12 protein-coding genes are annotated in these 12483 nt (G+C 66.6%); 6 read left to right on the forward strand and 6 right to left on the reverse strand.

Annotated features, from left to right (window positions below; translation table 11 throughout):
* Window positions 1-35: 35 nt before the first annotated feature.
* Window positions 36-188, forward strand: a complete 153-nt coding sequence (locus tag AAHG03_RS11245; RefSeq protein WP_342150744.1) for a hypothetical protein — start codon at window positions 36-38, stop codon at window positions 186-188.
* Between the two features lie 68 nt (window positions 189-256).
* Here the strand turns inward: AAHG03_RS11245 and AAHG03_RS11250 are convergent, their stop codons facing one another.
* The gene (locus tag AAHG03_RS11250; RefSeq protein WP_342150745.1) at window positions 257-1084 is read right to left on the reverse strand and encodes a hypothetical protein; all 828 of its coding nucleotides are present in this window, start codon (window positions 1082-1084) and stop codon (window positions 257-259) included.
* Window positions 1085-1661: 577 nt separating this feature from the next.
* Complete coding sequence (locus AAHG03_RS11255) at window positions 1662-1862, reverse strand: hypothetical protein (RefSeq protein ID WP_342150746.1); 201 nt, start codon at window positions 1860-1862, stop codon at window positions 1662-1664.
* 298 nt (window positions 1863-2160) lie between these two features.
* Between AAHG03_RS11255 and AAHG03_RS11260 the strand changes: the two genes are divergently transcribed.
* From AAHG03_RS11260 to AAHG03_RS11280, 5 genes are all read left to right on the forward strand, one after another.
* Window positions 2161-2424, forward strand: coding sequence for a hypothetical protein (locus AAHG03_RS11260; protein WP_342150747.1), 264 nt, complete (start codon window positions 2161-2163; stop codon window positions 2422-2424).
* Window positions 2425-2512: 88 nt separating this feature from the next.
* Window positions 2513-2920: a helix-turn-helix domain-containing protein gene (locus AAHG03_RS11265; RefSeq protein ID WP_342150748.1), complete on the forward strand. Its 408-nt coding sequence runs from the start codon at window positions 2513-2515 to the stop codon at window positions 2918-2920.
* 381 nt (window positions 2921-3301) lie between these two features.
* On the forward strand, window positions 3302-4477 hold the full coding sequence (gene metK / locus AAHG03_RS11270; protein WP_342150749.1) for a methionine adenosyltransferase: 1176 nt from the start codon (window positions 3302-3304) through the stop codon (window positions 4475-4477).
* Window positions 4478-4489: 12 nt separating this feature from the next.
* Entirely contained in the window at window positions 4490-5209 is a 720-nt protein-coding gene (trmB, locus tag AAHG03_RS11275; protein ID WP_342150750.1) for a tRNA (guanine(46)-N(7))-methyltransferase TrmB, read from the forward strand.
* Window positions 5210-5378: 169 nt separating this feature from the next.
* Entirely contained in the window at window positions 5379-8204 is a 2826-nt protein-coding gene (locus tag AAHG03_RS11280) for a bifunctional transaldolase/phosoglucose isomerase (protein WP_342150752.1), read from the forward strand.
* A gap of 103 nt (window positions 8205-8307) precedes the next feature.
* On the opposite strand, the gene AAHG03_RS11285 is transcribed toward AAHG03_RS11280, so the two are convergent.
* The 4 genes from AAHG03_RS11285 to AAHG03_RS11300 all read right to left on the reverse strand — a co-directional run bounded on the left by AAHG03_RS11285 (window position 8308) and on the right by AAHG03_RS11300 (window position 12412).
* Entirely contained in the window at window positions 8308-8955 is a 648-nt protein-coding gene (locus AAHG03_RS11285) for a DedA family protein (RefSeq protein WP_342150753.1), read from the reverse strand.
* An 84-nt stretch (window positions 8956-9039) separates the two neighbouring features.
* Window positions 9040-9228, reverse strand: a complete 189-nt coding sequence (locus AAHG03_RS11290; RefSeq protein ID WP_342150754.1) for a hypothetical protein — start codon at window positions 9226-9228, stop codon at window positions 9040-9042.
* A gap of 347 nt (window positions 9229-9575) precedes the next feature.
* A complete protein-coding gene (locus AAHG03_RS11295; RefSeq protein WP_342150755.1) occupies window positions 9576-11036 on the reverse strand; it encodes a methyl-accepting chemotaxis protein in 1461 nt (486 codons plus the stop codon).
* Between the two features lie 500 nt (window positions 11037-11536).
* Window positions 11537-12412 (reverse strand): MBL fold metallo-hydrolase, encoded by an 876-nt coding sequence (locus tag AAHG03_RS11300; protein WP_342150756.1) that lies wholly within the window; start codon window positions 12410-12412, stop codon window positions 11537-11539.
* Window positions 12413-12483 lie beyond the last annotated feature (71 nt).

The raw sequence follows: 12483 nt of genomic DNA on the forward strand, positions 1-12483 counted from the left end.
GCGGACCCCAAAGGCACACAGGTCACCCACTGGGCGTGACGATGCTCGCCAAGGCGGAATGCACGATGCCGGAAAGCTACTCGATCATCGGCCACACGCTCGTGGGCGCGAACAAGGTGCTCGAAAACTATCTCGCGCGAACGAACCTCCTGGCGAAGAGCGCAATCGCGAAGCTTAGGCTTCTCTAAGCATCCCCGGGCAAACGCTCAAGATAAAACATTTTTTGGTAATATAAATCAATTGCGCACATTTTCGGCTAAAATAGTGCATTCTCTAGCAGACTAGACTGGCTAACATCGACTTTCAAGCCATTCTTATTGCAGAAATCGGAAATTAACTCTCGATACCACTTAGGAGAGGTTGGGCTTACATAGATCGAGTGAATTAGAGAAGCTAAATTGATAGGCACTGCGGCGCCGCTGTCCTTCAGACACTTTTCTATTTCTTGTGCTGCTGGTTCCACTCTAGTAATTTTTGCAGCCTTATTCGATGAAAAGGCGGAGCTATCCCAGAGAACCGCCCTGAGTTCTGTCTCATGGCTGAATGAAGCACGTTTGTGTAAAAACGGGTTGAACACGTTTCCGAAGACAGTTGTATCTCTGCTGTAGTCTATGTACTTAACCATGCCAATATAAATCCATGCAGGTAGGCATTCGCTTAGCGTCTTATAGTCAGTTACAACCGCAACAGCATCCCTGTTGGGGGCATATATACTCCACATGGCAGCAGACTCGTACTCATTCATATGCCAGCAATTAATGTACATCGAATCTACTATCTGCTTTCGGTTGCTTTTTGTTTTTAATTCTTCGGCGGTTTCGGACGATTGCAGCTTTTCGGCCTCGTAATCTGGCGAGGTAATCGAACCCTCGAATGGATCTCCAAGTAGGTCGGACCTTGAGAACCACAAACTTTTGCTTTGTATTAAGTCCATAAACTTGGCCGTATCCATATATCTCCAAATCTTCGTTGAACCAAGCGGGGTTGAAAACGATGGATGCACGTTTCGGTAAACTCCACTATACCTTCCGGTGCCCACCGACTTGGTTGCTATATCTTCATCGGGTATTTTCGCTTCGGCCAATTTGGACTCCTGGAATTGAACCATGTTTGGCTATTCTGCCGAGCCAGCCATATCAGCCTAGGCACGGCAAAGCCTTTCGACTATGAGCGAAATCGGCTGCATCTGTATCATTCAAAAAGCGAGTTCGCACTGCCGACCGCAACATACGCGGATTGCCCCATGGCAGACCGGGGGCTGCGTCGTGGACGTATTCCCCGTCTGCCGCTGCGAGCTTTACGCCCTCCATGGCTTCGGCCCCCTCATTGTCAGCTACGCGGCGAGCGGGTCTTCTTCAACGGAAGGCACTACCGGGGCCGGCTCCTCGAGCTTGCCGAGCGTTTTTAGGTCCTCAATCGCCGCAATCGTCGACGCGATTTCGCCGGGCGGTGCACGCGGCGGACGAGGCGAAAAACCAGACGGGGATAAAGCTAAGGCTTCGCGGTTAGAGGCGGCTGCGAAGGAGCCGAGGCGGGCCAAATTTTGCTGCAGCGAGGGACACGCTGGCGATGCCAAAGAGCAGAGCCGCGATAATGCCGACAATCTGCCATGTGGTCGGGATGCTCGCGACCCTGTCCTCGACGTACTGAAGCCGGTCGCCCTATTCGCCTCCAACCCTTGCCAATGCTTCGCCGCTGGCCTTCGTGTTCAGCTTGGCTTCGATGCCAGCAAGCCGTCTCTCAATTGCGCCGAAGCGCTTCTCGTTCTCAAGGCGGCCGTCGGTGATCGCCTTGATAAGGGCGTCGAGCTTGCCATCGATTTTCTCGAAGCCCTTCTCAAGTGCGACTACGTGCTGTTCCATAGGGTCAGATGTGCCCTGCCTCCCCCCGCCAGACAGGGTAGTTGTAGGAGCAGGTCTAAGAGCAGAGCTCGCTTGCCGGGTTGATGCGATCTTGCCGGGCCCAGCCATTGCGCGGCCCTCGGCCTGGGCAATGCGAAGGCTGTGCGCTTGGCCGAACGACGCAAATCGTTCGAGGACCGGGCGCGGCGTATTCCACCCGGGGACACCATCACCGCCCCTCCCCCGGTGCAACCGGAGCAAGGCTCGGCCGTTGGTCCGCCGAACCGGCACCGTTTCGCGTCGCCGGGCAGGGACCGGAATGGACGACGACACGGCCACGCTTGACCCACGATCCCGCCCCGTCACCTTCCTCGGGCGCGGCCTCGGCCTGCGCGCGTCCGGGCGGCTCACGCTGCTGGTGTGTCCGCTCTGCTCGCAGCGCAACGGCGAGCGGATGGCCGCGCTCGGCACCTGCGTCTGGTGCGGCTACGAACCCTCGCCGCGCGACGAGGAGCCGGCCGCCGCGGAGATGTCGGCGGTCGATACGGCTTCGCAAGGACCGCCTGAACTTTGTAACAAATGAGATTTTCTGTGAGTCTCGGCCGACAAGGCTTGCGCGTTCGGCCGATTCGGTCGAACCAGATCGTGCAAGCGGAGCCGTGCGGGGCGAGATGGCGGGGCAGAAGACCGACGAGCGCGACGTCATCCTCGGGCAGCGCATCGCCGAGCAGCGCAAGCGCTCGCGCCTGACCCAGCGCAATGTGGCCGACAGCTTCGGCATGTCGGCGGCCCAGCTTCAGAAATACGAGAAGGGCGTCAACCGGATCAGCGCGATCCACCTCGCCATCCTCAGCCGGATGACCGGCACCCCGGTCTCCGAATTCCTCGACGGCATCCCGCATCCGGACGCGGCGACCGAACGGGGTTTCGCCGACACCCCGCAGCAGCCGCTGACCGCCGAGCCGTGGACGGACCTCGCCCGCGCCTTCGCCCGCCAGATCAGCGAGAGCTTCAGTGAGGCGCAACGGCGCGATCTGTCGGCCGCGATCGAGGCGTTCGGGCGGGAGTTGAAGAATTAAGGCGGTCCGCGGCAGTCGCCCGGCCTCCGAAAACCTCGCGCCGTCATTGCGAGGCGGAGCCGAAGCAATCGAGCGCTCCGCATTCGCCGGAAAGGCTGCGCCGCCGTCGATGCTTCACGGGTCGCCTCGCCTTTTTCGGCATCGTCGCGCTCTGGATTACTTCGGCTTCGCCTCGCAATGACGGGGAGGGTCCAGGGCCCGAGGCGACGAGCCGAAAGCCGGCGAACAAGAAAATTCTTCCGTCTGCCGTTCGTTATAACGGACGAGTTCGCCATTCCGCCTTGACCGTCCCTTTCGGCGGTGCGAAAAGCCTGGCTGCTTTATGGCCGGGTCAAGCGACGCCGCGAAGGCGCGTGCCCGACGCTCGGGGGTTCTCATCCGATGCCGCGCTCAGACTTCCTGTTCACCAGCGAATCCGTCTCTGAGGGCCACCCCGACAAGGTGAGCGACCGCATCTCCGACACCGTGGTCGATGCCTACCTCGCTGCGATGCCAGAGGCCCGGCTCGGCGTCGAGACGCTGACCACCACGAACTACATCGTGATCGGCGGCGAGGTGCGCGGCCCCGATTCCGTGACCTTCAAGGACCTGGAGGAGCTGACCCGCGAGGCCGTGAAGGACATCGGCTACGAGCAGTCCGGCTTCCATTGGAAGAACAACCAGATCGACATCCGCCTGCACGCGCAGTCCGCCGACATCGCCCAGGGCGTGGACGCCTCCGGCAACAAGGACGAGGGCGCGGGCGACCAGGGCATCATGTTCGGCTACGCGTCGGACGAGACCCCGGCCCTGATGCCGGCCCCGATCTACTACGCCCACAAGATCCTCAAGGACCTCGCCGACGCCCGCAAGGGTAAGCAGGGCGACGCCGCCAAGCTCGGCCCCGACGCCAAGAGCCAGGTGACGGTGCGCTATGCGAACGGCCGCCCGGTCGAGGCGACGCAGATCGTTCTGTCCACCCAGCATCTCGACGAGTCGCTGGACTCGGCCGACGTGCGCGCCATCGTCGAGCCCTATATCCGCGCGGCGCTGCCGCAGGACTGGGTCACCGAGAAGACGGTGTGGCACGTCAACCCGACCGGCAAGTTCGTGATCGGCGGCCCCGACGGCGATGCCGGCCTCACCGGCCGCAAGATCATCGTCGACACCTACGGCGGCGCGGCGCCCCACGGCGGCGGCGCCTTCTCGGGCAAGGACCCGACCAAGGTCGATCGCTCGGCGGCCTACGCGGCCCGCTACCTCGCCAAGAACGTCGTCGCCGCAGGCCTCGCCCGCCGCGCCACGATCCAGCTCTCCTACGCCATCGGCGTGGCCAAGCCCCTGTCGATCTACGTCGATCTGCACGGCACCGGCACCGTCGACGAGGCGAAGCTCGAGAGCGTGCTGATGGACGCCCTCGACTTGTCGCCCCGCGGCATCCGCACGGCGCTTCAGCTCAACAAGCCGATCTACGCCCGCACCTCGGCCTACGGCCATTTCGGCCGCGAGCCCGATGCCGACGGCGGCTTCTCCTGGGAGAAGACCGATCTGGCCGACAAGCTGAAGTCGGCGTTCTGATCCCGAACCGTCATGGGGAGGGATGAGGCCATCCCTCCCGAAGCGGGCGGGACCGACGAGCGCGCCTTCTACGGGCGCCGCAAGGGCAAGCGGCTGCGGCCGGGCCAGGAGCAGCGGCTGGAATCGCTGCTTCCGAACTTACGCGTCGCTCTCCCCGAGCGCGGCGCCCGTCTCGATCCCCCTGCCCTCTTTCCCGTTCCGGTGGACGAGGTGTGGCTGGAGATCGGCTTCGGCGGCGGCGAGCATCTCGCCGCCCAGGCAGCAGGGCATCCGAACGTCGGCCTCGTCGGCTGCGAGCCCTTCGTCAACGGCGTGGTGAAGCTGCTGCGCGCGGTGGACGACGGGGCCTTGCGCAACGTCCGCGTCTGGGACGAGGACGCGACGGCGCTGCTGGCCGCGCTCCCCGACGCGTCGCTGGCGCGGGTCTACCTGCTCTATCCCGATCCCTGGCCCAAGCGCCGCCAGCGCAAGCGCCGCTTCGTCTCGGACGCCTCGCTCGCCGAGATCGCTCGCGTGCTGCGCCCCGGCGGGCATTTTCGGTTTGCCTCCGACATCGACGACTATGCCGGCTGGACCCTGGTGCGGGCCGCGCGCTGTTCCCGTCTGCGCTGGACCGCGCGGAGCGCCGACGACTGGCGCACGCCGTTCCCCGGCTGGCCCGGCACCCGCTACGAGGCCAAGGCGCTCGCCGCCGGGCGGCGGCCGAGCTATCTCACGTTCGAGCGGGTCTGAGCGCTTAAAGCCGCGCTTCGACCCTTGCCGAAGCGCCCGCTCCGCACCATCACCGTCACGCTTGGACCTGCGCTGCGCCGGATGCTCCTGCGCGCCCGGAAGGGGGCGCGACGCGGGCGGGCGCGCCCTATCTATCGGGTGCGGGACAAAGAACGCGAGGACGACCGAGATGAACGCGCTGAACGCCCTCTTCGCCGAGCACGAGCAGGCGGTCTGGCTCGACTTCGTGGCCCGCGGCTTCGTCGCCAAAGGTGAGCTGCAGGCGCTGGTCGAGCGCGACGACCTGCGCGGCGTCACCTCCAACCCGTCGATCTTCGAGAAGGCGATCGGCCACTCGAACGAGTACGACGACAGCCTCAAGGCGGCGCTGGATCACTCCGACGCCCGCGTGATCGATCTCTACGAGGGCCTCGCCATCGCCGACATCCAGGCCGCTGCCGATGTGCTGCGGAAAGTCTACGACACCAGCGACGGCGCCGACGGCTACGTCAGCCTCGAAGTCTCGCCCTACCTCGCCCTCGACACCGAGGAGACGCTGGCCGAGGCGCGGCGCCTGCACAAGGCGGTGGCGCGCGACAACCTGATGGTGAAGGTGCCGGCGACCCCCGCGGGCATCCCGGCGATCCGCCAGCTCACGTCGGAAGGGATCTCCGTCAACGTCACCCTGCTGTTCTCGCAAGAAGTCTACGAGGAGGTCGCCCACGCCTTCATCGACGGGCTGACCGCGTTCGGGGAGACCGGCGGCGACGTGTCGAAGGTGGCTTCGGTCGCGAGCTTCTTCATCAGCCGCATCGACACGCTGGTCGATAAGAAACTCGACGAGGTCGGCGGCCACGAGGAGCTGAAGGGCAAGGTCGCGGTGGCCAACGCCAAGCTCGCCTACCAGCGCTACAAGCGCGTCTTCTCCGGGCCGAAGTGGGAGGCGCTGGAAGCCAAGGGCGCCAAGGCGCAGCGGCTGCTCTGGGCCTCCACGGGGACCAAGAACAAGGCCTATTCCGACGTGCTCTACGTCGAGGAGCTGATCGGGAAGAACACCGTCAACACCATGCCGCCCGCGACCATGGACGCCTTCCGCGACCACGGGACGGTGCGGGCCTCGCTGGAGGAGGACGTCGAGCAGGCGCAGGCCGTGATGGATCGGCTGGGACAAGCCGGCATCGACATCGAGGCGGTCGGCCGCCAGCTCGTGGACGAGGGCGTGCAGCTCTTCGTCGATGCCGCCGACGCGCTGCTCGGCGCGGTCGCGAGCAAGCGCGCGGCGCTGCTCGGGGCGCGCCTCGACAGCCAGACGTGCAAGCTCGGCGACGCGCTCCAGGCGGCGACCGACAAGGCGATCGAGTCCTGGCGCGCGAGCGGCGCGATCCGGCGGCTGTGGGCGCACGACGCCACCGTTTGGACCGGCCGCGACGAGGCGAAGTGGCTCGGCTGGCTGCGCATCGTCGAGGACGAGCTGGAGCGCGTCGAACTCTACGAGGGCTTCGCCGAGGAAGTCCGCTCCGAGGGTTTTTCGGACGTGGTGGTGCTCGGCATGGGCGGCTCCAGCCTCGGGCCGGAGGTGATCGCCTCGACCTACGGCCACCGCGAGGGGTTTCCGAAGCTGCGCATCCTCGACTCGACCGATCCGGACGAGGTGCGTGCCGTCGAGGGGGCGGTGAACCTCGAAACCACGCTCTTCATCGTCGCCTCGAAGTCGGGCTCGACGCTGGAGCCCAACGTGTTCCGCGACTACTTCCTGGGCCGGATGAAGGAGGTGGTCGGGCCTGAGAAGGCCGGACGCCACTTCGTCGCCGTGACGGACCCCGGTTCCGCCATGGAGAAGGCCGCGAAGGACGACGGCTTCAGAAAAATCTTCCTCGGCGTGCCGCAGATCGGCGGGCGCTACTCGGTTCTGTCGGCGTTCGGTCTCGTGCCGGCGGCTGCCGCGGGCGTCGAGATCCGCGAGTTCCTCGATTCCGCGCGGATGATGGTGCGCTCCTGCGGGCCGGCGGTGCCGCCCGCCGCCAATCCCGGCGTGCGGCTGGGTGCCGCCATGGGCGTCGCGGCCAAGGAGTTCGGGCGCGACAAGATCACCTTCATCGCCTCGCCCGGCATCGACACCTTCGGCACCTGGGCCGAGCAGCTCATCGCCGAATCGACCGGCAAGGAGGGCCACGGCATCATCCCGGTCGAGGGCGAGCCGGTGGGCGTGCCGGCGGTCTACGGCGAGGACCGGCTGTTCGTGTACCTGCGCCTGACGAGCCGGGCCGACCCGCGCCAGGACGAGGCGGTGAAGATCCTGGAGAGCGAGGCGCAGCCGGTGGTGCGCATCGACCTCGAAAAGGTCGAGCAGCTGCCGCAGGAGTTCTTCCGCTTTGAGATCGCCACGGCGGTGGCGGGTGCGGTGCTCGGCATCAACCCGTTCGACCAGCCGGACGTGGAGGCCAGCAAGGTCGAGACCAAGAAGCTTTTTGCGAGTGCCGAGGAGACCGGCGCGCTCCCGGCCGAGACGCCGATCTTCGAGGACGACACGGTCGCGCTCTACGCCGATCCGGCCAACGCCGAGGCCCTGCGCCAGGGCGAGGGGTTCGAGGCGCTCGTCGCGGCCCATCTCGGCCGGGTGAAGGCGGGCGATTACGTCGCGGTGCTCGCCTATGTCGAGCGCAACGAGGCGCATCACGCGGCGTTGCAGGAGGCGCGGCTGGTGGTGCGCGACGCGCGCCAAGTGGCGACCTGCCTGGAGTTCGGGCCCCGCTTCCTCCACTCGACGGGGCAGGCCTACAAGGGCGGCCCGGCCTCGGGCGTGTTCCTGCAGATCACCGCCGACCCGTCGTCCGACCTCGCGATCCCCGGGCGCAAGCTCGGATTCAAGACGGTGATCGCGGCGCAGGCGCGGGGCGATTTCGCGGTGCTGTCCGAGCGCAAGCGCCGGGCGCTGCGCATCCACCTCAAGGGCGGCGACGTCGCCACCGGCGTGAAGCGCGTCGCGGCGGCGATCAAGGGCGCGGTCTCGTCGTAACGGGATCGCAAAGGGATCATCCCTTTGCCGGGGCGCGGGGCAGCGCCCCGCAGACATGAAAAAGGCCGGTGCTCTGCACCGGCCTTTTTCGTGTTCGCTCGCCTCAGTGCGTGGTGAGCGGCCCCGGGATCGCGGCTTCGGCCTTGATCAGCAGGCGCTCCTCGTGGCGCTTCATGAAGAGCCAGAGGGCGAGGCCGCCGAAGACCACGAAGGCGAGAAGGCCGAGGCCGATCGGGCCGATGATGTGCTCGATGGAGCGGCCGCACCAATAGGCGCCGAAGCCCATGATCGAGGCCCAGGCGACGCCGCCCAGCCCGTTGAAGATGAAGAAGCGGCGGGCATCGAGCTTGTTCACACCGGCCAGCACGGCGGCGTAGGCGCGCAGCATCGCGGTGAAGCGGCCGAAGAACACGATCTTTCCGCCGTGCTCACGGAACAGGTACTGCCCGAGCTTGAGTCGCCCGTGATCGAGGGCGATGAGGTGGCCGTAGCGCAGCAGCAGCGGCATGCCCCAGCGGCGCCCGACCCAGTAGCCGAGGTTGTCGCCGAGGATGGCGGCCGTGGCCGCCGCGACCACGACGAGGACGATGTTCAGGCCGCCGGTGCTGCCGGCATAGATCGCCGAGGTCAGCAGGATCGTCTCCCCCGGCAGCGGCAGGCCCGCGCTTTCCAGGGTGATGATGACGAAGATGGCGAGGTAGCCGTAATGCGCGATCAGATCGCCGATCGGCAGCCCTTGCAGGAAGGACATGGATGAAAACTCTCCGCGAATCGTGCGGGGCACTGTCGGGATGAACGTGGCCGCAACAGGGCGCGATTTTTCAAACCCGCGGGATCAGGCCTCGGCGGGTTGGGGCGCAGGCGCCGGGTCCACGCACGGCTCGACGGCCGGCTCGTTCGCGACGACCGGCTGATCGGCGGTCGGCAGCGGAAACAGGTGCAGCAGCCCTTCGGACACGCCGAAGAGCAGCGGGTTCGCCCTGGGGCCGAAGCCGGGCGGCAGGAGGTTGACGGTGTCGATCATGGCGTGACGGGTGCCGGGCCCGCAGCGTGGGGCCGATGAGGTGTCTCGAACGGTGCCCCGCCGCCGGCTCCGTAGGCGGACGCGCGGGGCGCTTCCGAGACACCAAGTCGCGACCGGGCCGTCGGTTGCATCGTCGGGTCGATATCGCGTGTCGCCGGGCACGCGGTTCGGGCCGGCGACGATCCCACGATTGCTCCCACCCACCCCCTCATCCTGAGGTGCCGCGAAGCGGCCTCGAAGGAGGGCTCCAGTCTGCTCGCGATCCCTGGAGCCCTCCTTCGAGGCTCCACTGCGCTGCGCACCTCAGGATGAGGGGGTTGGGTGGGACGAGTCCGTCGAACAGGCGCTCAGCCCGCCTTGAGGAAGCGCTCGATGCTGCCGCCGAGGCTGGTCGAGTGGCCGGCGAGATCGTCGGCGATGCCGCGGACCGATTCGGCGAACTCGCCGGTGGCGTTGGCGGCGGCCGAGACGCCGCCGATGTTGCCCGACATCTCGTGGGTCGAGGCCGCCTGCTCCTCGACCGCGCTCGCCATGGCAACCGTGAGGTTGGACAGCTCCGAGACCGCCGCGGTGATGCCGCCGATGGCGTCGACCGCCTCGCCGGTGGCGCTCTGGATCGCCGCGATCTGGCCGGTGATCTCGCCGGTCGCCCGTGCGGTCTGCTCGGCCAGCGCCTTCACCTCGGTGGCGACGACGGCAAAGCCCCGGCCGGCCGCACCGGCCCGCGCCGCCTCGATGGTGGCGTTCAGCGCCAGCAGGTTGGTCTGGTCGGCGATGGACTTGATCATGCCGACCACCGCATCGACCTTGCGGGCGCTCTCGGCGAGCAGCCGCACGGTGGTGTCCGTGGCCTCGGCCTGGGTGGCGATGCGCTTGGCCCGCTCGGAGACGCTGCCGACCTGGCCGGAAATCTCCTGGATCGAGGCGGTCATCTGCTCGGAGCCCGCCGCCACCGACGAGGCGCGGTGGCGCGCTTCGTCCGCCGAGCGGGTCAGTCCTTCGGCGGAGCGCTGCATCTCGCTCACCGCCGTGCCGACGGCCTCGACGACGCGCTTCACTTCGGCCGCCATCTGCACCTCGGCGGTCACCACCGCCCAGGTCAGCATCGGCCCGACATAGCGCCCGTCCGGCCCGTTGATCGCCGAGACCCGCAGGTCGAGCGTCTCGGGGCCGACCTTGATCTTGGTCCGGTGCGGCAGGCGGCTCGCATCCGCCAGCATCGTGCGCTGGTGGTGGGGGTTCTTGTGGAACACGTCGAAGGACGAGCCCAGCATCTGCGCGACCTTGATCGGCAGATGCTGCTCGATCGAACCCAGCGTCACCTGCGAGGTCTTGTTGAGGTAGTTGATCTTGAAGTCGTCCTTCGGGTCGGCGGTCATGACGGCGACGGGCATGCCGTCGATCATCGTCATCAGCCGGCTGGTCTCGTTCTTCTTCGCCGTGATGTCGGCGGCGAACTTCACCACCCGCTCCGGCTTGCCGGCGGCGTCGAGCACCGGGTTGTAGGTCGCCTCCAGCCAGACGCGCCGGCCGGCCTTGTCGCGGCGGGCGAACTCGCCCGAGGCGTATTCGCCGCCGCGGAGCTTGACCCAGAAGGCGTCGTACTCGGCGCTCGCGACGTAATCGGGGTCGCAGAACATCCGGTGATGCTTGCCCTTGATCTCGTCGAGGCTGTAGCCGACGACCGCGAGGAAGTTTCGGTTCGCGGCCAGGACCGTTCCGTCCATGGCGAACTCGATGGTGGCGAGCGATCGGTCGAGGGCGTCGAGTCTCGCCTGCGCCTCGTTGTAGGTCGATTTCCGGAACATCCGCTGAAAGCCCCCGCAGCGGCGAGCCCCACGCGTCTTCGCGTCGAGGATCACCTGTCGATCATGGGGCGCCGAAGCCGCCGCCGCTGCTTTCGGGAGCTGTCGCGCGTTCGCCGCCGCCTCACAAATGTTTGATCAGGAGGGTTAAGAGGGGATTAAGTGCCTTTCAGATCGTGAAGTTATCATTTGTTGTTTTTGTAGATGCGTTCGGCCAAGTTCTTGAAGGACTTGACGGAGTGCCGGGATGAAGAGGGCCGGACGCTCTTCGGCCGGATGGCCTAGGCCGAATGCGCGAAGCGCCGCGAGGTCCCTGCGGCTCGGGCCGGAAGCGGTTCGATACTGCGTTCGATCCCATCCTCACCCTCATCCTGAGGTGCCGCAGCGAAGCGGAGCCTCGAAGGAGGGCTCCAGCCAGCCGCGCGACTTCTGGAGCCCTCCTTCGAGGCCGCTTCGCGGCACCTCAGGATGAGGGGGGTGGGATGAGCCCGTCAGCCGGGCGCTCAGCGGGTGCCGCGGGGCAACTGATCGAGCGGCACCGGGGCGGCGTGGGGCCGCGTGCCGAGCATCGCGTCGATCAGGGCCAGCACCTCGGTGCGGCCGACATTGGCCGCGGGCTCGAACGGGGTCCAAGTCTGGGTGAAGTCGAGCCGCTCGAACACGTCGCGGTAATGGCGCAACTCGTTCACCGTGAGCGGCACGCCGCGCACGAACGCCTTGTGCGCCGAGATCGTCGTCGCCCGCCGGAAATCGTTGGGGTCCAACTCGAACTTCAGGGCGTCGCCACAGAAGCAGATTTTTCGGGCTCGGTCGAACAGGACGGCGTGGCCGTCGAAGTGGCCGGCGGTGCGGTGCAGTTCCAGGCCGGGGATGGGTTCCAGGAAATCGTCGTAGGGCCAGGAGACCTGAAGGGCGGCGCTCCACGTGAAGTCGGCGGCGGGCAGGCACAGCTCCGGGTCGAACCGGTCCTGCAACTGCACCAGCGCGCCGTAGGAATGCGGGTGGGAGGCCGAGAGCACCTGCATGCCGCCGAGCCGCGCGATCTGGTCGAGCGCCGCCTCGCTGAAGACCGGGCAGCCCTCGAAGCCCATGTTCCCATGCTCGGTCTGGACGAGGTAGGCGCTCGGGCCGATGCCGGTGACGGGCTCGTTCCAGAAGCGCCAGACCCCGGGCTCCAACTCCTGCCAGTGGCAGGGGAAGGCGTCCTGCGCCTCCCGCTCGGAGCGGAAGCGCCAGCCGTCCTGGGGCACGACGTGGCGGGCGTCGAGGCACATCGGGCAGGAGGGCGGGGCCGCGAAATGGCGCTGCCAGAACCCGCAATTGTCGCAGGTGTAGGCGGGAAGCTTCAGGGCGCCCGCGAAGGGCAGGTAACCGGGCACGGGCGATCCTGTCCGTGAAAAAGGGAACGGCCGGAAGCTAGTGCTCCCGGCCGTTCAGGCATCCCCTCTGC

This window comes from Methylorubrum subtropicum (genome assembly GCF_038442325.1).
In the GTDB taxonomy this organism is placed as follows: domain Bacteria; phylum Pseudomonadota; class Alphaproteobacteria; order Rhizobiales; family Beijerinckiaceae; genus Methylobacterium; species Methylobacterium subtropicum.

Coding starts and splice junctions, on each gene's coding strand:
- AAHG03_RS11280 (WP_342150752.1), top strand. CDS start 5,379: ATGAACGCGCTGAACGCCCTCTTCGCCGAGCACGAGCAGGCGGTCTGG.
- AAHG03_RS11260 (WP_342150747.1), top strand. CDS start 2,161: ATGGACGACGACACGGCCACGCTTGACCCACGATCCCGCCCCGTCACC.
- AAHG03_RS11265 (WP_342150748.1), top strand. CDS start 2,513: ATGGCGGGGCAGAAGACCGACGAGCGCGACGTCATCCTCGGGCAGCGC.
- AAHG03_RS11295 (WP_342150755.1), bottom strand. CDS start 11,036: ATGTTCCGGAAATCGACCTACAACGAGGCGCAGGCGAGACTCGACGCC.
- AAHG03_RS11255 (WP_342150746.1), bottom strand. CDS start 1,862: ATGGAACAGCACGTAGTCGCACTTGAGAAGGGCTTCGAGAAAATCGAT.
- AAHG03_RS11285 (WP_342150753.1), bottom strand. CDS start 8,955: ATGTCCTTCCTGCAAGGGCTGCCGATCGGCGATCTGATCGCGCATTAC.
- AAHG03_RS11290 (WP_342150754.1), bottom strand. CDS start 9,228: ATGATCGACACCGTCAACCTCCTGCCGCCCGGCTTCGGCCCCAGGGCG.
- trmB (WP_342150750.1), top strand. CDS start 4,490: ATGGGGAGGGATGAGGCCATCCCTCCCGAAGCGGGCGGGACCGACGAG.
- metK (WP_342150749.1), top strand. CDS start 3,302: ATGCCGCGCTCAGACTTCCTGTTCACCAGCGAATCCGTCTCTGAGGGC.